The following is a 23,271-nucleotide window of genomic DNA, read 5'->3' as shown; positions in this document are numbered from 1 at the left end:
GGCAAAAGGGATGGCATGTCGCTGAAGGACTTTACAGTTCCCCGTACTGCTCGCCGTCTGTTGCGGGCGGAACCAAATCTGCGCATGTTCTCCCGGCTTTGGCAGATCAACTGGTTTTTTGTGCTGCTGGTTTGTTGTCTGGCGGGTGTTGGTTACATCGCTCTTTATTCCGCTGGTGGGGGGCGAGCAGAAGCTTTCGCTCAGCCCCAGCTTATCCGTTTCTGCTTCGGGCTGCTCATGATGCTGGGTGTGGCTCTGGCGAGCCCACGGGTGTTGCGGATGCTCTCCGTGCCTATTTATGGTCTGTCCATCCTGCTTTTGGCACTGGTGTTGAAGATGGGGCACGTGGGCAAGGGGGCAGAACGCTGGATCAATCTGGGTGGCTTCCAGTTTCAGCCTTCCGAGTTTGCCAAGATTGCGCTGGTTCTCATGCTTTCGACATGGTTCTACCGCATAGGGCGGGAGCGTATGGGCAATCCGCTACGGCTCATTATCCCGGCCCTTCTGACGCTTCTGCCGGTGGTTCTGGTGCTGAAGGAACCTAATCTGGGGACGGCAACCATTGTCGGCGTGATTGGGGCCTCATTGTTCTTTGCCGCTGGGATGCGCTGGTGGCAGATCATCATTCTGGTGTCGCCGCTGCCGTTTCTTGGGCCGTTCATTTATAATCACCTCCACGATTATCAGAAGGCTAGAATTGATACCTTCCTCCATCCGGAGCGGGACCCACTAGGGGCAGGCTACAATATTCTCCAATCCCGTATTGCGTTGGGGGCTGGGGGCCGATGGGGGCAGGGCTATCTTCATGGTACACAGGGGCAGCTGAGCTTCCTGCCGGAGAAGCAGACCGACTTCATCTTCACCATGATTGGGGAGGAATGGGGGTATGTAGGCGGAGCAGTCGTCATTGGGCTTCTCTTTTTGATCACACTCAGTAGCATGTTGATTGCCTTGCGCTGCCGGAACCGTTTTGGCCGGTTGGTTGGGCTGGGCATTGCGATGGATTTTTTCCTCTACTGCGTGGTCAATCTCTCCATGGTTATGGGGGTTATCCCGGTTGGTGGGGTGCCCTTGCCATTGATCTCCTACGGGGGATCAGCCATGTTGACCATGATGTTCGGCTTTGGTCTGCTACTCTCCAGCTGGGTGCATCGGGATGACCCTGACTGATCTATTGGAACCGTAGGGTCGAGACCCCATCTGGGAGACATCGGGCTACGGAGTGTCGTGGCCGGTTTTTTTCAGGTGTCTGTTTTTATGCATCAGTGGTTTCTTCCCCTGCTGGCCTTCACCACCGCAGCGGCGATCTTTACTGTTACGCCGGGGTTGGATTCCGTCATGGTCCTGCGGACGGCTGCCTCCGATGGGCGGCGTGCCGGGGTTGGGGCTATTTTTGGTATCGCCGTGGGGCTGAGCCTCTGGGGGCTGGCGGCGGCGTTCGGGCTGACGGCCCTTCTGGCGGCGTCTTCCACAGCGTTCTTTATCGTGAAATGTGTTGGTGCGGTTTATCTGGTCTGGATCGGTGCTAGCCAGCTTCTGCGGCCCCGCATGGCATTGACAACAGAGGCTGGGCCGGAACAAGCCCGGCGGGTGGAGCATCGCAACGCCTTCTGGCCGGGGTTCCGCCGTGGGATGCTGACGGATCTCCTCAACCCCAAGGCGGGCATTTTTGTTATCACTTTTTTTCCTCAGTTTATTCCGCCTGCCACGGATGTAGTGGCATTTACGTTGGTGCAGGTGGTGATTCAGGTCGTGTTGACCTTCATATGGCTGGGGCTGCTGGTGGCTCTGACGGTCCCGCTGGCACAGTTCTTTAACCGTCCTGTCGTGGTGCGCCGGCTGGATCGTCTAACAGGATTGGTGTTTATTGCCTTCGGGGCCAAAATTTTTCTGACAGATAGCCCTTCCCCATGAGGAAGGATATGGAAAAGGCCGGTGAGAGAATATCCCACCGGCCTTTCCTATAGTCTGTTATGACGGTGATGATCAGCCTTCGATGCGGCCAAAATCAGCGATTAGCTGGCCACTGCGGCTGAAGGCTGAAAGCAGACGTAGGCGGTTGAGCCGCTGGCCTGCATCATCAGCGTTGACAGTCACAGCCTCGAAGAAGCGGTCCATGACCGGGCGCAGGACTGCAAGATGCTGCATGGCACTGGTGAAGTCATCATCGGCCAGGCTGGCTGCGATCTTCGGCCCAGCGTCGTTCAGGGCTGCATCTAGCTCACGCTCTTCATCCTGCACATAGAGGGCCACTTCAGGTGCCTGATGGTGTGGCCCGTCCTTTTTCTCTTCAATGCGTAGGATGTTCGTAGCACGCCGATAGGCTGCTAGAAGATTCTGGCCATCTTCCGTGCCCATCATGTCAGAGAGTGCTTCTACACGGCTGAGCAGGCGGACAAGGTCGCCATCCAGATGATCGGTGAAGAGGCTTTTATCCTCCCGCACTTGCGTGACGGCCAAGGTAGCATCCAGCACGTCATGACGGCGGCCTTCATTGCGGAGCTGGACCCGGAGCCTATCCGTAAAGAAGGGCTCTAGCCCGTCTAGAGCGGAGTCCTTACCGTCTTTCCCGGCGTAGGCTTCCGCTGCTTTGGAAAGCAGGCTGCCGAGGTCGATGCGTAGGCCATTATCCCGGATGGTGCGGATGACGCCAAGAGCGGCACGGCGCAGGCCATACGGGTCGCCAGAGCCGGTGGGGGTTTCCCCGATGGCGAAGAATCCGGCCAGCATGTCCAGCCGGTCTGCCAGAGCGACGGCAACGGAGATGGGGGCACTGGCTGTGCCATCCTGTAGGCCACGGGGCATATAATGCTCGGCAACGGCCTGTGCTACTTCCGGGGCTTCGCCATCATGGGCGGCGTAGTAACCGCCCATCACGCCCTGAAGTTCGGGGAACTCACCCACCATGCCGGTTGTTAGGTCAGCTTTGGCGAGCAGACCGGCCCGTTCGGCGTGTTTCGCCTGTGCGTCATCCAGCCCCATGGCCTTGGCGATAATGCCTGCTAGTGTGCTGATGCGCTGTGTCCGTTCTTCCTGCGTGCCCAGCTTGGCATGGAAGGTCACGAGTTTTAGAGCTTCAACACGGTCGGCCAGTTTTGTCTTGCGGTCTAGGTCCCAGAAATGGCGGGCATCGGCGAAGCGGGCACGCAGCACCCGCTCATTCCCGGCAATGCAGAGCGTGCCCCCATCGCTGAAGGTCTGGTTAGCCACGAAGGCAAAGTAAGGGGCTGCCTTGCCGTCCTTTGTGCGTAGGGCGAAATACCGTTGATTGACCCGCATGGAAACCTGCATGACTTCCGGCGGGAGGTCCATGAAGGCATCGTCAATGCGGCCCAACAGGGGCACAGGATATTCTACCAGCCCGCTGACTTCCTGAACCAGCCCTTCATCCTCGACCAACGTCAGGCCTTTGTCTTTGGCTAGCTTATGGACACCCTGCCGGATGAGATCAGCCCGTTTGCCTTCGTTGATGACGACGTGGCGGGCTTCCAGCTCTTTCAGCCATTGTTCGGTGGTGGTGACGGTGAACGTGCCGGGGGAGAGGATGCGGTGGCCTTCGGTCGCGTTGCCGCTCTTTAGCCCATGGGCGTCATCATCCTGACGAGCTAGGGTGAAGGGAACGGTCTGTCCATCCAGCAGGCAGGCAATGTGATGGAGCGGGCGTACCCATGTGAAGAGGGAGCCGTTACCCCAGCGCATGGCTTTGGGCCATGGGAACTTCCAGAGCAAATCCGGCAGCTGCTCGGCAATCAGTTCTGCCGCTTTGACGGGCGGCAGGGTGCGGTTGAGAACCCAGAAGCCGTTTTCCTTCGTCAGCTCATCAGGGCTAACACCATGCTTGCGGGAGAAACCGGCTAGGGCCTTTTCTGGAGCATTCTCCCGTGGGCCACGCTCGGAAATGGTGCGGGTCGGGATGCTTTCATCTACCTCAAGGCTGGCAGCGATGTGACGGGCACCGTAGAAGCTGCGGATGTTGCGGGGCTTTAGGTCGGCGAGGGCTTGTTCCAGCAGGCGGGTGAGGTCCTCGGCGGCACGGGCCTGCATCCCGGAGGGGATTTCTTCGCAGAACAGGTCAAGAAGCAGTTCAGCCATGAGAGGTTTCCTCCTCGTCTCCAGCAAGCCATGCCTCGCAGGCGGCTTTGGCCAGCGTGCGCACACGCCCGATATAGGAGGCACGTTCCGAAACGGAAATGACACCCCGTGCATCCAGCAGATTGAACAGATGAGAGGCCTTCAGGCACTGGTCGTAGGCGGGCTGGGCCACACCGGCCTCGGAGAGGCGGATGGATTCGGCTTCAGCTGCCTTGAACTGGGCAAGCAGCATGTCCGTATCGGCCAGCTCGAAGTTATGACGTGAATAGTCCCGTTCAGCCCGGAGGAATACATCCCCGTAGGTCAGGCCTCGACCATTGAAGTCGAGGTCATAGACATTCTCGACACCCTGCACATACATGGCCAGACGTTCCAGCCCGTAGGTCAGCTCAGTAGAGGGGACAACAGTTGGGATGCCGCCAACCTGCTGGAAGTAGGTAAACTGCGTGACTTCCATACCATCACACCAGACTTCCCAACCAAGCCCCCAAGCCCCGATTGTCGGGTTCTCCCAGTCATCTTCTACGAAGCGGATATCGTGTTTTTCGGGGTCAATCCCAATGGCACGGTAGCTTTCCAGTAGCAGGTTTTGGCTTTCCTGCGGTGTGGGCTTGAGCAGCACCTGATACTGGTAATAATGCTGGAGGCGGTTCGGGTTTTCCCCGTAGCGGCCATCAGAGGGGCGGCGGCAGGGCTGCACATAGGCAGCTGCCCACGGCTTGCGCCCTAGCGCACGCAGGGTTGTATGAGGGGAAAGCGTACCTGCACCCAGTTCGGTATCGTAAGGCTGGAGAATGGCACAGCCCTTCTGTGACCAGAACTGATGAAGGCGCAGGATCAGATCCTGAAAGCAGGGGGGCCGGGATGTGGGCAATTCACTAGGCTCCATTAACGTAAAGATGGCTGCACATTACAGGATGACCGCCCAGATCGCTAGCGGGCAGGGGCAGAGGGGGTAAAGAAGTTGCTACTCTAGCATGGCGGTCTTTATTTAAGATGGCTTACATAATGGGCGTAATTCTGCGGGTTCTGTTGGAGGGAAGAGGACGGGGCCTTGCAGGGGATGCAGAGCTGTATCATATCATGTGGGATCAAAGAGGCAGCATCTCCCGCATTGCGTCCGGTCGGGCGGGTGGGGGCTGCGAGTAGTTGTGAAGGACAGCACGCCCATGAATTCGGAAGAACGTGATCTCATAAGTCGCTTTGTGGCCCGTGTTGGCGGGGGCGTGGGGTTGCCGAATGGCCAGAGTCCGGCTTCCCTGCCGCCGATCGACCCGGAGGCAGACCGTTTCATCGCCGAAAATTTCCAGCGTTTCCCGGAAGCCCGCTATCGTATCACGCAGCTGGCTGTCGTGCAGGAGGCCGCACTCTCGCAGGCGCAGGCCCGCATCCGTGATCTGGAGTTCCAGCTTCAGCAGGCACGGGGGCAGATTGCGCAGCTTCAGCAGCAGGCCAGCCAGCCGGGGCAGCAGAGCAGTGGGCAGTCTGGTGGGTTCTTCTCTGGTCTGTTTGGTCGGGGGCCGTCCGCTCCGCCGCCACCTCGTGGTGCGTCCCTGCCGCCGGGCTGGGGGCCTGCCTCCGGTGCAGCTGCGCCCGAAATGGGCCGGGCTTACGCTCCACCGCCTGGTTATCAGCCGGGTATGTTTGGGCGGTCTGGTTCGGGCTTTCTGGGGTCTGCTTTGTCGACCGCTGCGGGTGTTGCTGGTGGTATGATGGCTGCCCATGCATTGGAGGGTCTGTTCTCCGGTGAACATGGCGGTGAGCATACTCATGAAGGCATGGGCGATGGTGCCGGTGATGGTTTTGGCAGCGAGACGACCATCATTAATAACTACGGTGATAATTATCAGGATCCATTTGCAGGGAGTGGGACAGATGCAGCTGGGTTCTCTCCGCAGGATTTTGGCCCGCAGGACGCACCGGTTGATGATGGTGATGACATGGGCCGGGATGATTTTTTCTGATACAGCCTGACAGATGATGCGGCGGGTAAGGTCTTTGGCGGGCCTTGCCCATTTTGTGAAACCTTCCGAGCATGGTCGGCCCCATGTTTGGGCGAGGGTGTGCCCGCAGGGGCCTGACGGAGAACAACAGGACAAGATTTATGGAAGAAGCACCCCGACCCGTTCTTGGACCTGATGTTAGTGCGGCGACACCCGATCAGCAGCCGGACCGTACCCTGTATGATGTGGCTGCGGTAGAAGATGTTAAAGAGGGGGAAGTCCTTTCTGTTCTCATCAAGGAGCAGTCTATTGCGCTGGTCCGTGTTGGGGGGGAGGTCCATGCCGTGGGAGGCCGCTGCCCGCATAAAGGAGCACCATTGCGTGGGCGTCTTCATTGCCACAGTAAAGTGCATGGAGATGTGGTTGTTTGCCCGTGGCATAAAGCGGTGTTTGGCGTGCGGGATGGTAAGGTAAAAGAGCCTGTCGCTTTTTCCAGCCTGCCCGTTTATCCCGTTCGGCTTGTGGAGGGACGGGTCCTAGTGGGTGTGAGCCCCATCGGTGCTGGTGAGGCTAAGAAATGCATGGAAGAAAGTTCCGTGCTGGTTCTGGGTGGTGGTGCAGCGGCGGCGAGTGCCATCTATACCCTGCGGGAGGAAGGCTTTGGGGGCAGCATTGTGCTGATAGGTGAGGAGAGCCTCCCCCCTTATGATCGCCCCTCGTTGAGTAAGGGTATTTTCCTTGGTGGGCCAGATAAGGTGCAGCCGCCCCTACTGTTGAATGAGGCCTTTTTTGCGCATCATGAGATTACCCGTGTACAGGGTAAGATCGTCTCGCTGGACTGCAAAAAGCGGCGGGTTGAGCTTGCTGATGGGCGGGATTATAGCGCCGACCATGTGCTGATTGCGACAGGTGGCCAGCCGGTGAAGCCTGTTTTACCCGGTATCGAGCTGGATGGCGTCATGACTTTGCATGGCGTGCGTGATGCCCGCCAGATTGCAGAATGTATCACAGGTGAGCAGGCGGTTATTCTGATCGGTGGTGGCTTGACTACGTTGGAGCTTGCTTCTGCTCTTCGGCAGAAGGGTGCCGGTGTCACGATCATTGCCCCGGAGCGGGTTATCTCGATGGAAGCCCAATGGGGGCGTGAGGTGGGGCGTATTCTGCAACGCCTACATGCCGATAATGGCGTTGCTTTTGTTACCGATAGCAAAGTGGTGCGTATCTGTGGGACGGAACAGGTGGAAGGGATTGAGCTGGATGACGGCATGAAACTTCCCTGCACCCATGTTCTCGTTGCTATCGGTAATGAGCCGTGCCGTGATTTCTTGCCAGATAATATTGGCAAGGATTCAAAGAATGGGATGACAGGTATTGTGGTGGATAAGGATATGCGGGTGATGCCGGGTATCTATGCTGCCGGGGATGTTGCGATATTTCAGCATGAGGGGACGTTTTGCCGGGTTGAGCATTGGCGGCAGGCGCAGATCGAAGGGCGGGCTGCTGCTAGGACTATTCTGGGGCTACCCCGTCAGCCTATGCCTGTTCCATGGTACTGGACGCAGCAATTTGGAAAAAAACTGGAATATATAGGCTGGGGTGGCCCATTTGATCGGGTCTTGATCGAGGGAGACCTAAACGGTTTTGATTTCATGGCGGCCTATATGCGGGGGCCAAAAGTGGTGGCGTTGGTTTCGGCTGGGCGTTCGTCAGCTATGGCGAGGGCTGCTGTCGATTTTGATGATTTCGTGGCGAAAGAGGTGCGAACGACGGTTGTGTGAGATGATCGTCGTCAAGTCTTTCGGCACGGGCAGAACGTTAGGAAGTTCGGAAGGTAGTATAATTTCTGATTTTTAAATGGCATTTAGGATATGTAAATTAATAACCCCATAATTTTATGTTCTAATTTATAAATAATGAGTTTAATTTTTATATTATTTTAATTATTTTCATATAGCGGAATATCTACAATTTGTTTTTTTGTCTTTATTAAAAAAAATATTAATCCAATATTGTGGATGTTGATGATAGAAGGCGTCTTCATTCATTCTCATTATTTATGGTTATCATGAGTAACAATGTCTCGTCTCGGCTATCCATTCCCATTTTTCATCAGGAATGGTGGCTTGCCACGGCCAGCCGTCAGACATTTTCCTCTATTGATGTAGAAATGGGCGGAAAAATTGTCTCCCGTTTTCCTTTTGTCAGGAAGAAGCGGTTTGGCTCCTATGTAATAAGGATGCCAAAATATACTCGGACATTAGGCCCACACTTCTCGTTACCGTCTTCTAAGACATTCCGTTACGAGCAAAATATCCGGCATGTTGTGGACAAAACTATCGCTAGCCTGCCTAAATATCATGGTGTTCATTTCTATCTAGACCCAGAAAACGATTCTGCATTTGCGTTCCGGCTCACCGGATTTAAAGTATATCAGGGTTTTACATTCCGTATCATGCCTGAAAAATCGTTGGAAACAGCGTGGCAGGATTGCGACCAAAAGACGAGGAACCTCATCCGTACGGCGGATAAAAAACTTTCGGTTCAGGAATCTGCGGATGTTGAGCTGTTCATCACTTTGGTCAAGCGGGAGCTGCCACAGAACCATCATGATTACCCCTTGTTGAGGGCTTTGTTTACAGAGGCTCATAGCCGGGGGCAGGCCATGGCATTGTATGCTTACGATGGTGAGGTGCCCGTTTCGGCAGCGTTGCTCATCTGGGATGATAACGTATTGTATTATTGGCAGGCTGTTCGGGTCCGTAACTCAAAAGTGCCGGGTTTGAACATGCTTTTGATATGGAAAGCGATTGAACAGGCCAAGAAGCGGGGTCTGATTTTCGATTTTGATGGTTTCGGGTCCGTCCGTACGGCTAAGATGCTGGCAAGTTTTGGGCAGAAGCCCGTCATCAGGCCGGAGGTCCGTTTTGAGACCTTCCTCTACACCATAAAGCGTTATGTCATTCATATGGTCCGGCGTCGTGTCTTGCGGAAATACCGGAGTTACGATCTGTCCTGAGGCAGTTGCGGGGAGCAGAGAGAGGTAGATGCCTGCCAATTAAGATTGGCTTTCCACGGCGATTAGGGTAGGAAACGGCCTTATAAGGAGAGCTGCGTTCAGGGCGTAGCCGCCATTCCATGCAGTGAGCCGGAAGGGCAGGGAAAGCCTGCACAGGACCGGGCCATGAAGAAATTGACGAGGTTTGAATTCATGCACCAGTACCGTACCCATTTCTGTAACGCCTTGCGTGCTGATGATGCAGGCAAGACCGTACGGCTGTCTGGCTGGATTCACAGCAAGCGAGATCATGGTGGTCTGCTTTTTATCGACCTGCGGGACAGCCACGGCGTGACGCAGATCGTCATCCCCTCTGAGGGTGCCTTGCTGGAACAGGCCGAGCGTTTGCGTGTGGAGAGCGTCATCACCGTGACGGGTGAGGTCGTGGTGCGTGAGGAGGGGCAGCGTAACCCATCCTTGCCGACAGGCGATGTAGAGGTCCGTGCCAGCGAGATTAACGTGCAGTCTCGTGCCGAGGTGCTGCCGTTTCAGGTGGCTGGGCATGAGAATTACCCTGAAGAGCTGCGCCTGAAATACCGTTATATCGACCTGCGGCGGGAGAAGATGCACCGCAATATCCTGCTCCGCAGCCAGGTTATTACGAGCTTGCGCCGCCGCATGGTTGAGCAGGGATTCACAGAGTTCCAGACTCCTATCCTGACGGCCTCTTCCCCGGAAGGCGCACGGGACTTTCTCGTCCCGGCTCGTCTGCATCCGGGTAAGTTCTATGCTTTGCCGCAGGCTCCGCAGCAGTTTAAGCAGCTGGCAATGGTCGCTGGGTTCGACCGTTATTTCCAGATCGCCCCGTGCTTCCGTGATGAAGCCTCCCGTGCGGACCGTAGCCCCGGCGAGTTCTATCAGCTCGACTTTGAGATGTCCTTCGCCACGCAGGAAGATATCTTTGCCGTGCTGGAGCCGGTGCTGGCAGGTGTCTTCAATGAGTTCACGCCAGAAGGTTGGAAGATCACGGATGGGGCTTTCCCCCGCATCCCCTATGCTGATGCCATGCGGGATTATGGGTCCGACAAGCCAGACCTGCGCAACCCGCTGATTATCAAAGATGTGACGGAGCAGTTCGCTGATTCCGGGTTTGGTCTGTTCGCCCGCATTGCAGCCTCTGGTGGCCGGGTGCGTGCTGTCCCGGCTCCGGGTGCTGGCAGCCGCCCTCGTGCCTTCTTTGACAAGCTCAATAACTGGGCACGGGATCAGGGGGCCGGTGGTCTTGGCTACATCATCTTTGATGAGGAAGGCGGCAAGGGGCCGATCGCCAAGAATCTGGAGGCTGACCGTGTCGAGAGGATCCGTGAAATCTGCGGCCTGAAGGCTGGGGATGCGGTCTTCTTTGCTGCTGGTAAAGGCGATGAGGTCGTCAAGTTCTCTGGTGTGGTCCGCACGAAGATTGCGACCGATCTGGAGCTGATCGAGCAGAATGCCTTCCGTTTCTGCTGGGTTGTGGACTTCCCGATGTATGAGCGGAACGAGGAAACGGGTGAGATCGACTTCTCTCATAACCCGTTCTCCATGCCGCAGGGCGGCCTTGAGGCTCTGAATACACAAGACCCGTTGACCATTAAGGCTTATCAGTACGACATCGTCTGTAACGGTGTGGAACTGTCTTCCGGCGCCGTGCGTAACCATCTGCCGGATGTGATGCTACGGGCCTTCGAGATCGCTGGTTATGGCCCGGATGTGGTGGAGGCCCGCTTTGGCGGGATGCTGAATGCGTTCCGTTACGGTGCTCCGCCGCATGGTGGTGCTGCACCGGGTGTGGATCGTATCGTCATGCTGCTGGCCGATGAACCGAATATCCGTGAGGTCATTCTCTTCCCGCTGAACCAGAGCGGCGAGGACCTGATGATGGAAGCGCCGGCCCCGGTCGAGCCTGCCCGCCTGAAGGAGCTTTCCCTCAAGCTGGACCTGCCTAAGCCGAAGCCTTCTGCTGGTGGCAACAAAGCCCCAGAGAAGAAGGACTGATTCAGGTTTTTGATTTGATACAGATAGAAGGCCGAGGCGGTGTAATCCGCTTCGGCCTTTTTTGTGTTTTGTGAGGGCAATTATTAAAATATTTTTTAAAATCAAGCGGTTCCCTTCCTCTCGGCTCTGGCGCAAGGTTTGAAAAAGGATGAATAAGGAGCCTGTGGCGAATGAATTTTGATGAGGTCATGCCGGATTACGTGCCCGAAATTGCACCGTCTGTGCGGGAGGAGGTCATGGCTAGCCTGCGTCAGATAGAGCAGGAGCATGGGATCGAAATTCTGTTCGCTGTGGAGAGTGGTAGCCGTGCTTGGGGCTTCCCATCACCAGATAGCGATTATGATGTACGCTTTGTCTATCGCCATCGGCTGGATTGGTATTTATCTTTGAAACCCGGCCGGGATGTGATCGAGCTGCCCATTTCTGATGATCTGGACGTAAATGGTTGGGACCTGCGCAAGGCGCTGAACCTGCTGACAAAACCTAATCCAACCCTGTTGGAATGGCTGGTCAGCCCGGTGCGTTATCTATGGCGGGCGGAAGCAGACGAGCTGGCGGCTTTTGCCTGTCAGGTTGAGGCTGGATTAAGCTGCCAGCAGCATTATTTGAATTTGGGGCGGAACAGCTGGAAGCGGGCCATGAATGATGATGGTAGCACCCGGTACAAGCGGCTGTTCTATGCGCTACGCCCTGCTATGGCTTTGCGTTGGATGCGCCTGCATGAAAACGGCAAGCCACCCATGAATTTTCAGGCCCTCTGTCAGGGATGTGCGCTTCCGGCTTCTGTTCTGGAGCCTATCCGGGAGCTGCTGCATCTGAAATCCAGAAGCCGGGAGCGGCAGAGCGGCCAGTCTATCCCGGCCGTGAATGAGTTGATTGAAACTGAATTTGCTCATGCCGAGGCCATGGCCCTACCAAAGCCGGGCACAGACGTGCATGAGCAGGCAGAAGCATTGTTCCGAAAATTGGTGAAAACACAGGGTTAGGAAAGGCGCACCACCACCGGCACATGGTCGGATGGCTTCTCCCGGCCTCGCTCATCTTTATCAATGATGAAGCTGGTTAGGCGGTCGGCAAGGCGGGGGGAGAGCAGGGCGTGGTCGATCCGCAGGCCAGAATTACGCTGGTAGGCCCCTGCCTGATAATCCCAGAAGGTGTAATGCCGCCCCGTGGGGTGCAGGCAGCGCAGGGCGTCCGCCAGCCCGGACCAGAGGAGGCGGCGGAATCCCGCACGGCTTTCCGGGTGGAGCAGGGCATCACCTGAGGATAGGGCCTTGGGGGCGTAATCCTCATCCGTCGGGCAGACATTGTAATCCCCGATGAAAGCGAAGGAACGTTCTTCCTTTTGCAAATTCAGGGATCGTTGATGAAGAGCTTCGAAGAAGTTCATCTTCTTGGCAAATCCCGCTTCACCGCCCGAATTACCATTCGGCAGGTAGAGGTTGCCAATGGTGATGTCTTCAATCTCAGCCTCAATATAACGCGCTTCGTCACTCTCAAAACCCGGCAAATGATCGGTCGTGATGCTCAGCGGAGTGCGACTGATGAATGCCACGCCGTTATAAGCTTTCTGCCCCGCCACGGCGACGTGAAAGCCAGCTTCCTCAAAGAGCTTGGGAAATTGATGCGCCTCGCATTTGATCTCCTGAAGGCACAGCAGGGTGCAGTCCGGGTTACGGTCCAGCCAGTCCTTTACCAGATGGGCGCGGGTACGGATGGAGTTGATGTTCCAGCTGGCAAAGGTCAGGGACATGGGGCGCAGGGTCTCCGGGAGGAAGGGAAGGTCAGGCGAGTGAAAAGCTGCTGCCACACCCGCAGGATGAGGCGGCATTGGGGTTGTTGACGGTAAAGTGGGCTCCCATCAGCTTATCGACGAAGTCTAGTTCAGCTCCTTCCAAAAGGTCGAAGCTCACCGGGTCGATGAACACACGGGCACCGTCTTTCTCAATGAGATGATCATCATCCTGCTTTTCCCGCACCAGCTTGAACTGGTATTGGAACCCATTGCACCCTCCGGCGAGGACGGACACGCGCAGGGCCATGCCGCCCGGTTCATCCTGCTGGCTGATGATCTCTGCAATGCGGGTCGCTGCTGCCGCTGAAATGTCGAAATCGGCCATGGAAAACTCTCTCCATAATCATCATGAATTCGCCCACCATTGCGGCCGAAATGGTGAGGATGCTGTTGACACTATAAAGCTGGCCGCCAAGAATCAAAACCCGAAAGGCTGTATGCTTCATGCGGCCCACATGGATATGGGGACGGACGATGGAAATGGCCAGATATGCAGTACAGCGTCAGGGTGCCCGTGGGCGGCAGTTTGCGGAGACTGAAAGCCAAACCCGTACACCGTGGCAGCGGGATAGAGACCGTGTGCTACATTCTTCGGGTTTTCGGCAGCTTCAGTACAAGACGCAGGTCTTCCTCAATCATGAGGGGGATTTTTTCCGCACACGCCTGACCCATTCATTGGAAGTCGCCCAGATTTCCCGCTCCATAGCCCGCACGTTGGGGGTTAATGAGGACCTGACGGAAGTTATCGCACTAGCGCATGATCTTGGGCATACGCCTTTCGGCCACGCCGGTGAGGATGCGTTGCAGGCCGCCATGGAGGATTGGGGCGGGTTCGACCATAACATCCAGTCCCTCCGGCAGGTTACCGAGATTGAGGCCCGCTATCACGGGTTCAACGGCCTAAATCTGACATGGGAAACGTTGGAAGGGCTGGCTAAACATCACGGGCCTGTCCGGCGTCCTGCGCCGTGGCTGGCTAGCTTTGATGGCCGATACCCGATGGACCTGACCAGCCATGCCTCTGTGGAGGCGCAGATCGCTGCCATCTGCGATGATGTCGCCTATCACGGGCATGATCTTGATGATGGTCTCCGTGCTGGTCTGCTGCATTTTGAGGATATTGAAGAGGTTCCTTTGTTAAAGGCCTGCCTGGATGAGGCTCGCTCTCTGGACTGGTCCGGTCACAGTGCTTTCGACAGTGCTCAGCGCATCCGGCACGAAACTGTACGGCGTGTCATCAACCGTTTGGTCAGTGATTTGATCACGCAGAGCCGTCGCAATCTGGAGGAGCTGGCCCCGCAGAGTGCTGATGATGTCCGCCATGCAGGCCGTGCCGTGGTAGAATTTTCTACAGAGATGGCAGAGCGGAATAAGGAGATCAGGAAATTCCTTCATGCTCGGATGTATCGTCATTGGCGTGTCCGGCGGATGACCCGCAAGGCCCGCATCGCTCTGGCGGAGATATGCACCATTCTGGGGAATGAACCGGAATTGCTGCCGCCCCCGTGGCAGGAAATGGCACTGGAGCGGCGGCGAGCTGGAAACGAACAAGCTGCCCGCCGCATTGTGGCCGATTATATTGCTGGCATGACAGACCGCTTTGCCATGGAGGAACATCGTCGCCTGATGGACCTTTCCGTTCTGGGTTAAGGGGGCAGGGAGTGCCTTCTGGACTGTTTCAAAAAGAAGCGGTGGCTTTTATAGTAGGCAAACACAGGAATGACAGGCAGAGCAACGGGCCTGTCATGTAGTTGATCATGGCTCCATATGGAGCTTCTGACAGGTTTGAAGAGAAAGTTATAGAATATGGCAGGCATTGCCCCGACAGCATCATCCCCGGATTGTCTTTTCACCGTCATGCGGGAGAAGGTCGTAACAGCCCTTAAGGCGGTTCTGCCGGACTTGCCTGATGATGTTGCTGCTCGTGTGGAAGTTACGCCGCCTCGGGATGCGGCTCATGGGGATATGGCCACCAATGCCGCCCTTTTGGCCGCAAAGCCTGCAAAGCGTAAGCCGTTCGAAATTGCTAAAGAGCTGGTTGCCGAACTGGCCACCCTGCCAGAAATCGCCCATGTGGAAATGGCCGGTCCGGGCTTTGTGAATATGACGCTGAAGCCAGACCTGTTTCACGAGGTTGCCAAAGCCGTGCTGAAGCGTGGTGCTGCTTATGGGCGGTCCAGCCTCGGGGCGGGGCGGCGTGCCAATGTGGAATATGTGTCTGCCAACCCGACAGGCCCGATGCATGTCGGCCATTGTCGTGGTGCCGTTGTGGGAGATGCACTGGCGAACCTGCTGGATGCTGCTGGCTTTAAGGTGACACGGGAATATTACGTCAACGACGCTGGCGCACAGGTTATCGCCCTGACATGGGCAGCATACTGGCGTTATCTTCAGGCCATCGGCACGGACATTCCAGCTGAAGAATTTGGAGAGCTGGCCCCGAGCGGTCTGCAATATCAGGGTGAGTATCTCATCGCTGTTGGGCAGGCTCTGGCCGAAAAGCATGGCCGCTCTCTTGCCAATGCTGATGGTGGCGTAGCCCCGGCAGAGACATGGTTCGAGACTGTCCGTGCTGAAGCTCTTGAGCATATGATGGGCATGATCCGTGATGACCTCGCTGCATTGGGGATTCATCATGAAATTTTCAGCAGCGAAGCCGAGGTGCTGAAAAGCGGCGAGGTGGATGCCGCCATTGCTAGCCTTGAAAAACGTGGCCTGCTTTATGAAGGCGTGCTGGAGCCCCCCAAGGGCAAGAAGTTGGAAGATTGGGAAGCCCGCCCGCAGACGCTGTTCCGTTCTACGGAGTTTGGGGATGATCAGGACCGTGCTCTGCGGAAGTCCGATGGTTCCAACACCTACTTTGCAAATGATGTTGGCTACCACGCCCGTAAGGCGTCCCGGTCTGATCTGTTGATCGACGTTCTAGGGGCCGATCATGGCGGGTATGTTTCCCGTATGCGGGCCGCCGTTGCCGCCTTGACAGAGGGTAAGACGGACTTTGAAGTCGTCATGTGCCAAATCGTCCGTGTGGTGAAGGATGGCGAGCCGGTGCGTATGTCCAAACGGGCCGGAACCTTCGTCACACTGCGGGATCTGATCGATGAAGTAGGGCGGGATGCCGTGCGCTTCACCATGTTGACCCGCAAGGCCGATGCTCAGATGGAGTTCGACCTGAACGCCGTTGTGGCGCAGACCCGTGATAACCCGGTTTTCTACGTTAATTACGCTCACGCCCGCTGTCGCTCCGTTCTACGGCTTGGGGAAGAAACTTATGGTGCCGCTGCGGTAACGGAAGAGGCCCTCGCTGGGCAGGACCTTTCCATCTTGACGGCAGATGAGGAGCTGGCTGTGCTGCGCCGCATTGCCAATCTGCCCCGGCAGATCGAGGCTGCTGCCCTCGCACGGGAGCCGCATCGTATTGCCACATACTGTATTGATCTGGCGTCTGATTTCCATGCTCTTTGGAACCGTGGGCGGGAGGAAACCAGCCTGCGTTTCATTCAGGATGATGCACCGGAGGCCAGCAAGGCACGGCTTGCCCTTGTGGCAGCCATTGCTTCAACCTTGCGGATCGGCCTTGGTATCCTCGGTGTCGAGGCCGTAGAGGAGCTGCGCTAAGCCATGTCCATGCCGGACGATTACCATAATGACATAGCCCCACCGCAGGCGGATGACCGTCTGGGTGGGGGAAGTTACAGGCCGCCGCCTCGTAGCTACCGCCCGGAGGCACACCGGGGGGAGAGGGCCGGGGCAAGACCGAGCCTGCTGGCTTCACTTATGGGAGGGCAGTCCGGCACACGGGGGCTGATGGTACTTGGTGCAGCAGGGGCTGCCCTGTTGCTAGGCGTTGGTGGAGTATGGAGCTGGGTAGCAAGCCATCATCCGTCTGGTGTGCCTGTTATCGGGCCGCCGCCTTACCCTGTGAAGGATCGTCCAGCAGACCCTGGTGGCATGATGGTCATGGGGGATGATACGACAAAAAGTGATGTAACTGGCCGGGGAGCCGTGCATCTGGCCCCTCCACCAGAGCAGCCCGATGCCAGCCTCCTCGCAGGGCGCATGACATCGCCTCCTGCCTCTTCTGGCAACGGAATGACCAATAATGCTGCACCTGCTGGAGGCGAGCAGGCTGCGGCCTCTCAGGGGGATGAAACCGAGGCCGCCGGTGGTGATGTGGCACATGATGAGCAGACTCAGAGTGCATCCCATCCGCCCGAGGCGGTAGCGGACAAACCCGCCAAGACAGCTACGGCGGAGAAGACCCCGTCCGCTGGGGTAACACCCGCGCCAAAGGCTACTACGTCCTCTTCCGGGGATGATGAGGATGAAGCCGAAGAGGCAGAAACTGAGCAGGAAGACGTTAAGAAGCCAGTAGCGAAAAAGAAGCCCACACCAGCCCGTAAAGAGGCTGTGGCTGATGATGATCTTTCAGGGGATGTGCTGCCTCCACCAGTGCCTGCAAAGAAGACTCCTTCTGCGCCATCGGCTCCAGCGGAAGCACATCGGAAAAATGCTGGTGCAGTAGGGGGAGCTGGCCGGTACGAGGTCCAGCTCGCCGCCCTAGGGAGTGAGGAACAGGCCCGACAGGAATGGAGCCGCCTGCGCCGTAAGCTGCCCGATCTTCTGGGGAATTATGAGCCGGTGTATCGGAAGGTAGAGCGGGATGGAAAAACCTTTATCCGGCTGCGTGTTGGCGGTTTTGAGGACAGAGCAGCCGCCCGCCAGCTTTGTGTCCAGCTCCATGCGCAGGCGCAGGCCTGTGCTGTGGCAACGAACTGAGAACGGTAATATCGGCTTGTGAGTGACGCATTGCACCTCGTGCTGGAAGGGTTTGAAGGTCCGTTGGACCTTCTGCTCGACCTTGCACGGTCCCAGAAGGTTGATCTCCAGCAGATTTCTATTCTTCAGTTAAGTGAGCAATATCTGGAGGTTGTGGAGCGGGCCCGAGAAGGGGCGGCTGCCTTGCGGCTGGAGATTGCAGCAGATTGGCTGGTCATGGCAGCGTGGCTCGCATGGCTGAAGTCCCGCCTCCTGCTGCCTTCTGCCGAACAGGATGACGAGGCAGAAGATGCCGCAGGCCAGCTGCATGAGCGACTGCTCGACCTTGAGCAGATGCACAAGGCGGCTTTATGGCTGGAGGAACGGCCACGGTTGGGGCGTGATGTTTTTGCTCGGCCCGAGCCTGAAAATCATACACGTGTTGAAATGGCCCCACTGAGGGGCGATGCTCCTGCCCTTGTTTTGGCCTATCTGGCTGCTCGGCGGCGGGGAGGACGTAAGCGGACTTATTCTCCCCGAGTAGCCCGTTATTGGAGTGCCCAGCAGGCGCGGGATGCTCTGGCCCGTCTGCTAGGGCGTAAACGTGTGGCCGGTTGGCAGTCTCTGAAGGATGTTTTGCCGGAGTTGGTGGAAGGTGGAGCGTTGGAGAGGCGTGCTGCTTTGGCCGGGGCTCTGATGGCGGGGTTAGAGATGGCCCGTGGTGGCAGGCTAGAGCTGCGGCAGAACAGTGCCTTCGGGGATATTGAATGGCGGGAAAGGGAAGAAACCGGGCATGAGTGAGACAGGACCATCCTTTCAAGAACTCCCACCGGATATGGCCGGACAGGATGAGTTTGCCAGAGCCGTCAGTCTTGTGGAGGCCTTGCTTTTTGCAAGTGCAGGGCCGGTAACTGCTAGCAGTATCGTAGGGGTGCTGCGGGAGCAGGGATTGGAGACACAGGCTGATAATCCCGGTGCTGTATTGGATGGCCTCGCCCAGCGTTACAGAGGCCATGCGGTGGAGCTTCAGGCGATTTCGGGGGGCTGGCAGCTGCGGACGAAGGCCATGTTTGGCCCGGCGCTGGAGCGGGTGATTGAACGGCCCCGGCGGCTGAGCCAGGGGACGTTAGAGGCCCTAGCCATTGTGGCCTATCATCAGCCCTGCACCCGTGTGGAGATCGAGACCATTCGTGGGGTCAGGCTGGGGCAGAGCATCCTCGATACCTTGCTGGAAGAAGGGTTGATAACCCCCAAAGGGCGTAAGGAAGTACCGGGCCGCCCTGTCCTCTGGGGGACAACGCCACAGTTCCTGCGGCTTTTTGGCCTTGCAAGCCTTGCAGACCTGCCCCGTAGGGAGGAATTGCTCTTCGAGTCTCCTTCCGATGAGGAAGGAACTGGGCTAGAAGACATCATACAGCCTTCATGAGGGGAGATGGCCGCCAATGTTCGACCTAAGCTGGACAGAAATTGCCCTCTTGGTGATCGTTGCGCTCGTCTGCATCGGGCCTAAGGACCTGCCCGTGGCCATGCGGACTCTCTCCAAAGCCATAAAGGCCATCCGTCGGATGGGGGCAGAGTTCCAGCAACATATTGATGAAATGGTCAAGGAGGCGGACCTTAGCGAGGCCCGGGATCAGCTACGGGAGATAAGACAGTTCAGCCCTCGGGAACAGCTCCGTAAAGCGATTGATCCGGATAGATCGCTGGATAGGCAGATGGAGTTTGGCAGGCAGGAGGGTATGCCTATGGCTCCTCCGCCCCCACCACCGCCTCCCCCCCCACCGCCTGCACCGGGTAGTGAAGAGCTAGGGAAGGTGCGTAGCTATGCGCAGCCGCATAATGCCCGTATGCAGGCACAGGCCGAGGCTCTGGAGCGGGCACCGGCTCTGCTGCCTCCCACCACCGCTTTGCGGCTCATTGAAGAATCTCGTTATTGGCATCGTCCGGCCTTTCTGCCGCCAGAGGTTGCCCTGCATAATGGCCGTCGTGCAGCTATCCTTACAGAAGTCCAGCCCCTTGAGAGCGTGAAAGGAGAACCGCCACATGGTTCAGCCTGAGAGATCTGATGAGACGGCCCGGACGGCAGTACCACCAGAAACGCCCCTTCAGCCTGAAGGCTCACTCCCGCCACCGGGGGGAGAGGTGCAATCACAGCAGGAGCGTTCTGTCACCGGGGATGCCCCCATGCCATTGCTGGATCATTTGATCGAGCTGCGGCGGCGACTCATCTGGTCTCTGGCCACATTCGTGGTGGCTTTTCTGATCTGCTACCATTTCTCCGGTGAGATATACCGTTTTCTTGCTGCCCCATTGGCCAGCATCATGCGGCAGAAGGGTGAGCAGCCCCATCTGATCTACACCGCCTTGTATGAAGCCTTCTTCACTTATGTGCGTGTGGCCGTTTTCGGGGCGTTCTTCTTGTCCTTTCCCATGATGGCCATTCAGGCGTGGATATTCATTGCGCCGGGCCTGTACAGGAATGAGAAGAAGGCCTTCGCCCCATTTTTGATCGCCACGCCGTTGCTTTTTCTTATGGGGGCTGCATTAGCTTATTATCTGGTTTTCCCGTTTGCGTGGAAGTTCTTCCTGTCGTTCCAGCAGCTGGGTGGTGAGAATCAGATGGGCATTGAGCTTCAGGCCCGTGTTTCGGAATATCTGAATCTCGTCACCAAGATGATCATGGCCTTTGGCATCTGCTTCGAGCTGCCCGTGGTACTGACGCTTCTGGTGCGGGCCGGGTTGGTCGGTACGGCCCTGCTGCGGCGCATTCGTCGTTATGCTTATGTTGGTGCCTTTGCCATTGCAGCCGTTATTGCCCCGCCAGATGCTATCACCATGCTGGGGTTGGCTGTACCGTTGGTGGGGTTGTACGAGATTTCCATTCTCGCCGCCCGCCTTGTGGAGCCGAAACCCATCACAGCAGATGATGACGAGGGGGAAGAGGCCGTACCTGACAGTAAGGACGTAGCCTGAATATTTCCCGGCAGGCAAAACTGCTATAGAGACAGACCTCACTAGTTCCAGAGACAGAGCGGAGTATCCTTACCCATGCATGACCTCAAAGCCCTACGTGCAGACCCTGCCGCTTTTGATGCCGCACTGGCCCGCCGTGGCCTGCCTGCTGTGGCGGACTCCCTCGTGAAGGAGGATGAGCAGCGTCGTGCGGCTCTGGCCGCACTTCAGGAGGCGCAGGGGCAGCGGAAAGGGTTGGCGAAGGAGATCGGCCAGGCTAAGCGTAATGGTGAGGATACGACCGAGATTGAGGCTCGTGGTGCCGCCCTGCGTGACCAGATCGCCACGCTCGAGGCTCGGGCCAATGAGATTCAGAAGCGCATTGATGATGTCCTGCAGCGTCTGCCGAACCAGCTGGATGCCAGCGTTCCGGATGGTAAGGATGAAAATGACAATGTCGTTGTGCACCAGCGTGGTGAGGTGCCGTCTTTTTCCTTCGAGGCAAAACAGCATTTCGAATTGGGGGAAGCTCTGGGGCTGATGGATTTTGCATCGGCTGGCAAGATTGCCGGGTCTCGCTTTGTAATGCTGCGGGGTGTTCTGGCTCGGTTGGAGCGTGCACTGGGGCAGTTTATGCTGGATACCCATACGGGGGAGTTCGGCTATGAGGAGGTGACGGTCCCTCTACTGGTTAACGATGCTGCTATGTATGGCACGGACAAGCTGCCGAAATTCGCAGAGGATTCCTTCCATACGGATGATGACCGTTGGCTCATCCCGACTGGTGAGGTGCCGCTGACGGCCTCGGTAATGGGCGATATCTTACCTGCTGAAAGCCTGCCACGGCGGATGACAACACTTTCCACCTGCTTCCGGTCTGAGGCCGGGTCTGCCGGGCGGGATGTGCGGGGAATGCTCCGGCAGCATCAGTTTACTAAATGTGAGCTTGTCTCTGTTGTGGCACCAGAAGAGAGTGACGCTGAGCATGAGCGTATGACCCGTGCTGCTGAGACAGTGTTGGAGCGTCTGGGGCTGCCTTTCCGGCGGGTGCTGCTCTGTGCTGGAGATACGGGCTTTGGTGCCGCAAAAACATATGATCTGGAAGCGTGGCTGCCGGGGCAGAAAGCATGGCGTGAAGTCTCGTCTTGCTCCAACACACGGGACTTTCAGGCACGCCGCATGAATGCACGTATGCGCAAGGAAAAGACGACTGCTTTCGTCCATACGCTTAATGGGTCTGGTCTGGCTGTCGGGCGTGTGATGATCGCTCTGATGGAAATGTACCAGCAGGAAGATGGCAGCATTATCGTGCCAGAGGTTCTGCGTCCCTATATGGGCGGGTTGGACATCGTCCGGGCTTAATGGAAAGCGGAGGTGACCATCCCTGCCCATGTCGGGGATGGTCAGTCTGCTTAGTTTATTCCTTATGAAAAGATATTTTCTTCAGGCCAGTCTGTAAGTTTCTGGTCAATAGATGGCTGCATATGGTAGCCGTTTTGGGACTATCCGTATGTGAGGCTGTAACGCTTCGCCATACTTCCGTCTTTCAGGATACATCATGACACTGTTTCGTTATCTAGGGTGTGCCTTTGCTATTGGCACTCTGGCCCTGTCGTCCTGTTCGTCATCCATAGGGCCGCATAACATGCGGCGGGACCGACTGGATTATGAGAAGGAAATGAGCCGGCAGCAGAATCAGGAGATGCTCTTTAACATCGTGCAGCTCCGTTACTCTCTGTCGCCCACATTGATCGAACCGACACAGATCATCTCGGCCTACACGGCGGAGACAAGCTCCAGTGCTAATATCAGCGGTACACCGTGGATTCAGGGAGCAGGGGGATCACTAGGTGGCTCTCTAGGTTATTCCTATAGCGATAGCCCAACGGTGACGTATCAGCCGGTGTCGGGTATTCAGTTCTCCGTCAATATTTTGCGGCCGATTTCCCCACAGACACTTCTACCGTTGATCTCCAGCGGTCTACCGGTCGATACGTTGTTGCAGATGACGATGCAGTCCATCGGTCCGGCCAGTAATACGACCAGCACGATCGCCGGAACGGAAGGTAAGGAGGCCTCCATCCGCTTTACTTATCTGCTACGTGCGTTGCGCAAACTGCAGGCAGGTAATGCGCTGAGCATCCGCAGTATTGCCCCGACAGCAGCGACCAAGACGCAGCCTGCCCAGCCAGAGCGGACCTTCATTCTGTTGCCGCATAGCAGCTCGCCGGAGATTATCGAGCTACAGGGGCAGGTACGGCAGGCGTTGCAGCTTCCAACAGGGTGTGAGCAGGCGGAAGTCATTTACGGCCGTACGGTAGACCATCCGGGACAGGTTGCGATGGTGACACGCTCCATGCTGTCGATCTGGGAAGATGTGGCCAGCACGATGGAAGTGCCGCAGAAGATGGTTGATAAGGGCGTTACGGCTCCCTCCGTTGTGCGTGGCCCGAATGAGCCGCAGCCAGCCATTATCATTCATTGCAGCCCGACAAGACCCAGTAATGAGCAGGCCTATACGTCTGTTGAGTATGAAGGGTCTTGGTACTGGATTGCCAAGGATGATCTAGCCAGTAAGCTGGCTTTCTCCATGCTTCAGTTTATTCACGCTATTGCCGAGACAGCCTCGGTCAAAGGGGCAATGGTCACCATTCCGAGCCGCTAAGACTGATGGGCTGACTTGAAGTAGAACGGGCGTGTCG

General features: G+C 56.9%; 20 protein-coding genes. 16 read left to right on the top strand and 4 right to left on the bottom strand.

Annotated elements, in window-relative coordinates; all coding sequences use genetic code 11:
* Positions 1-15 precede the first annotated feature (15 nt).
* Positions 16-1,170, top strand: a complete 1,155-nt coding sequence (gene rodA, locus CPA57_RS03205; RefSeq protein WP_182081395.1) for a rod shape-determining protein RodA — start codon at positions 16-18, stop codon at positions 1,168-1,170.
* Between the two features lie 87 nt (positions 1,171-1,257).
* Positions 1,258-1,914 (top strand): LysE family translocator, encoded by a 657-nt coding sequence (locus tag CPA57_RS03200; protein WP_182081393.1) that lies wholly within the window; start codon positions 1,258-1,260, stop codon positions 1,912-1,914.
* 72 nt (positions 1,915-1,986) lie between these two features.
* Here the strand turns inward: CPA57_RS03200 and glyS are convergent, their stop codons facing one another.
* Both glyS and CPA57_RS03190 read right to left on the bottom strand, forming a co-directional pair.
* Positions 1,987-4,092, bottom strand: coding sequence for a glycine--tRNA ligase subunit beta (gene glyS / locus CPA57_RS03195; protein ID WP_182081391.1), 2,106 nt, complete (start codon positions 4,090-4,092; stop codon positions 1,987-1,989).
* Positions 4,085-4,981: a glycine--tRNA ligase subunit alpha gene (locus tag CPA57_RS03190; RefSeq protein WP_182081389.1), complete on the bottom strand. Its 897-nt coding sequence runs from the start codon at positions 4,979-4,981 to the stop codon at positions 4,085-4,087. The genes glyS and CPA57_RS03190 overlap by 8 nt, the downstream gene beginning before the upstream one ends.
* 280 nt (positions 4,982-5,261) lie before the next feature.
* Here CPA57_RS03190 and CPA57_RS03185 point away from each other — a divergent pair, with 280 nt between their 5' ends.
* From CPA57_RS03185 to CPA57_RS03165, 5 genes are all read left to right on the top strand, one after another.
* Positions 5,262-6,056: a DUF2076 domain-containing protein gene (locus CPA57_RS03185; RefSeq protein ID WP_182081387.1), complete on the top strand. Its 795-nt coding sequence runs from the start codon at positions 5,262-5,264 to the stop codon at positions 6,054-6,056.
* Between the two features lie 140 nt (positions 6,057-6,196).
* On the top strand, positions 6,197-7,813 hold the full coding sequence (locus tag CPA57_RS03180) for an FAD-dependent oxidoreductase (RefSeq protein ID WP_182081385.1): 1,617 nt from the start codon (positions 6,197-6,199) through the stop codon (positions 7,811-7,813).
* A gap of 287 nt (positions 7,814-8,100) precedes the next feature.
* The gene (locus CPA57_RS03175; RefSeq protein WP_182081383.1) at positions 8,101-9,051 is read left to right on the top strand and encodes a GNAT family N-acetyltransferase; all 951 of its coding nucleotides are present in this window, start codon (positions 8,101-8,103) and stop codon (positions 9,049-9,051) included.
* A gap of 192 nt (positions 9,052-9,243) precedes the next feature.
* Entirely contained in the window at positions 9,244-11,064 is a 1,821-nt protein-coding gene (gene aspS / locus CPA57_RS03170; protein ID WP_182081799.1) for an aspartate--tRNA ligase, read from the top strand.
* 170 nt (positions 11,065-11,234) lie between these two features.
* Entirely contained in the window at positions 11,235-12,050 is an 816-nt protein-coding gene (locus CPA57_RS03165) for a nucleotidyltransferase domain-containing protein (RefSeq protein ID WP_182081381.1), read from the top strand.
* Here CPA57_RS03165 and xth read toward each other — a convergent pair.
* Together xth and erpA are read right to left on the bottom strand one after the other, a co-directional pair.
* The gene (gene xth / locus CPA57_RS03160) at positions 12,047-12,817 is read right to left on the bottom strand and encodes an exodeoxyribonuclease III (RefSeq protein ID WP_182081798.1); all 771 of its coding nucleotides are present in this window, start codon (positions 12,815-12,817) and stop codon (positions 12,047-12,049) included. The genes CPA57_RS03165 and xth overlap by 4 nt on opposite strands.
* A 31-nt stretch (positions 12,818-12,848) precedes the next feature.
* Positions 12,849-13,184, bottom strand: coding sequence for an iron-sulfur cluster insertion protein ErpA (gene erpA, locus CPA57_RS03155; RefSeq protein WP_182081379.1), 336 nt, complete (start codon positions 13,182-13,184; stop codon positions 12,849-12,851).
* A gap of 149 nt (positions 13,185-13,333) precedes the next feature.
* On the opposite strand from erpA, the gene CPA57_RS03150 reads away from it, so the two are divergent.
* The 9 genes from CPA57_RS03150 (at position 13,334) to CPA57_RS03110 (ending at position 23,234) form a co-directional block, all read left to right on the top strand.
* The gene (locus CPA57_RS03150) at positions 13,334-14,509 is read left to right on the top strand and encodes a deoxyguanosinetriphosphate triphosphohydrolase (protein WP_182081797.1); all 1,176 of its coding nucleotides are present in this window, start codon (positions 13,334-13,336) and stop codon (positions 14,507-14,509) included.
* A 156-nt stretch (positions 14,510-14,665) separates the two neighbouring features.
* A complete protein-coding gene (gene argS, locus CPA57_RS03145) occupies positions 14,666-16,477 on the top strand; it encodes an arginine--tRNA ligase (RefSeq protein ID WP_182081377.1) in 1,812 nt (603 codons plus the stop codon).
* A 3-nt stretch (positions 16,478-16,480) separates the two neighbouring features.
* On the top strand, positions 16,481-17,638 hold the full coding sequence (locus CPA57_RS03140) for an SPOR domain-containing protein (RefSeq protein WP_182081375.1): 1,158 nt from the start codon (positions 16,481-16,483) through the stop codon (positions 17,636-17,638).
* 18 nt (positions 17,639-17,656) lie between these two features.
* On the top strand, positions 17,657-18,418 hold the full coding sequence (locus CPA57_RS03135) for a segregation and condensation protein A (RefSeq protein ID WP_182081373.1): 762 nt from the start codon (positions 17,657-17,659) through the stop codon (positions 18,416-18,418).
* Complete coding sequence (gene scpB, locus CPA57_RS03130) at positions 18,411-19,043, top strand: SMC-Scp complex subunit ScpB (protein ID WP_182081371.1); 633 nt, start codon at positions 18,411-18,413, stop codon at positions 19,041-19,043. The genes CPA57_RS03135 and scpB overlap by 8 nt, the downstream gene beginning before the upstream one ends.
* Positions 19,044-19,059: 16 nt before the next feature.
* Entirely contained in the window at positions 19,060-19,674 is a 615-nt protein-coding gene (gene tatB / locus CPA57_RS03125; protein WP_182081369.1) for a Sec-independent protein translocase protein TatB, read from the top strand.
* A gap of 127 nt (positions 19,675-19,801) precedes the next feature.
* Entirely contained in the window at positions 19,802-20,590 is a 789-nt protein-coding gene (gene tatC / locus CPA57_RS03120) for a twin-arginine translocase subunit TatC (RefSeq protein WP_182081796.1), read from the top strand.
* Positions 20,591-20,665: 75 nt separating this feature from the next.
* Positions 20,666-21,931 (top strand): serine--tRNA ligase, encoded by a 1,266-nt coding sequence (gene serS / locus CPA57_RS03115; RefSeq protein ID WP_182081367.1) that lies wholly within the window; start codon positions 20,666-20,668, stop codon positions 21,929-21,931.
* 196 nt (positions 21,932-22,127) lie between these two features.
* On the top strand, positions 22,128-23,234 hold the full coding sequence (locus CPA57_RS03110) for a hypothetical protein (protein WP_182081365.1): 1,107 nt from the start codon (positions 22,128-22,130) through the stop codon (positions 23,232-23,234).
* Positions 23,235-23,271 lie beyond the last annotated feature (37 nt).

The sequence above is a fragment of the Bombella favorum genome (assembly GCF_014048475.1).
Lineage (GTDB): Bacteria > Pseudomonadota > Alphaproteobacteria > Acetobacterales > Acetobacteraceae > Bombella > Bombella favorum.
Note: the sequence above shows the minus strand (reverse complement) of the source record. Positions and strands in the feature narration are given on the sequence as shown.

What these genes read in the sequence shown, in the direction of transcription:
- rodA (WP_182081395.1), top strand. Translation starts at nt 16, where the DNA reads ATGTCGCTGAAGGACTTTACAGTTCCCCGTACTGCTCGCCGTCTGTTG.
- serS (WP_182081367.1), top strand. Translation starts at nt 20,666, where the DNA reads ATGCATGACCTCAAAGCCCTACGTGCAGACCCTGCCGCTTTTGATGCC.
- CPA57_RS03200 (WP_182081393.1), top strand. Translation starts at nt 1,258, where the DNA reads ATGCATCAGTGGTTTCTTCCCCTGCTGGCCTTCACCACCGCAGCGGCG.
- tatB (WP_182081369.1), top strand. Translation starts at nt 19,060, where the DNA reads ATGTTCGACCTAAGCTGGACAGAAATTGCCCTCTTGGTGATCGTTGCG.
- scpB (WP_182081371.1), top strand. Translation starts at nt 18,411, where the DNA reads ATGAGTGAGACAGGACCATCCTTTCAAGAACTCCCACCGGATATGGCC.
- erpA (WP_182081379.1), bottom strand. Translation starts at nt 13,184, where the DNA reads ATGGCCGATTTCGACATTTCAGCGGCAGCAGCGACCCGCATTGCAGAG.
- CPA57_RS03175 (WP_182081383.1), top strand. Translation starts at nt 8,101, where the DNA reads ATGAGTAACAATGTCTCGTCTCGGCTATCCATTCCCATTTTTCATCAG.
- CPA57_RS03110 (WP_182081365.1), top strand. Translation starts at nt 22,128, where the DNA reads ATGACACTGTTTCGTTATCTAGGGTGTGCCTTTGCTATTGGCACTCTG.
- CPA57_RS03185 (WP_182081387.1), top strand. Translation starts at nt 5,262, where the DNA reads ATGAATTCGGAAGAACGTGATCTCATAAGTCGCTTTGTGGCCCGTGTT.
- tatC (WP_182081796.1), top strand. Translation starts at nt 19,802, where the DNA reads ATGCCATTGCTGGATCATTTGATCGAGCTGCGGCGGCGACTCATCTGG.
- xth (WP_182081798.1), bottom strand. Translation starts at nt 12,817, where the DNA reads ATGTCCCTGACCTTTGCCAGCTGGAACATCAACTCCATCCGTACCCGC.
- CPA57_RS03190 (WP_182081389.1), bottom strand. Translation starts at nt 4,981, where the DNA reads ATGGAGCCTAGTGAATTGCCCACATCCCGGCCCCCCTGCTTTCAGGAT.
- CPA57_RS03165 (WP_182081381.1), top strand. Translation starts at nt 11,235, where the DNA reads ATGAATTTTGATGAGGTCATGCCGGATTACGTGCCCGAAATTGCACCG.
- glyS (WP_182081391.1), bottom strand. Translation starts at nt 4,092, where the DNA reads ATGGCTGAACTGCTTCTTGACCTGTTCTGCGAAGAAATCCCCTCCGGG.
- CPA57_RS03140 (WP_182081375.1), top strand. Translation starts at nt 16,481, where the DNA reads ATGTCCATGCCGGACGATTACCATAATGACATAGCCCCACCGCAGGCG.
- CPA57_RS03150 (WP_182081797.1), top strand. Translation starts at nt 13,334, where the DNA reads ATGGAAATGGCCAGATATGCAGTACAGCGTCAGGGTGCCCGTGGGCGG.
- aspS (WP_182081799.1), top strand. Translation starts at nt 9,244, where the DNA reads ATGCACCAGTACCGTACCCATTTCTGTAACGCCTTGCGTGCTGATGAT.
- CPA57_RS03180 (WP_182081385.1), top strand. Translation starts at nt 6,197, where the DNA reads ATGGAAGAAGCACCCCGACCCGTTCTTGGACCTGATGTTAGTGCGGCG.
- argS (WP_182081377.1), top strand. Translation starts at nt 14,666, where the DNA reads ATGGCAGGCATTGCCCCGACAGCATCATCCCCGGATTGTCTTTTCACC.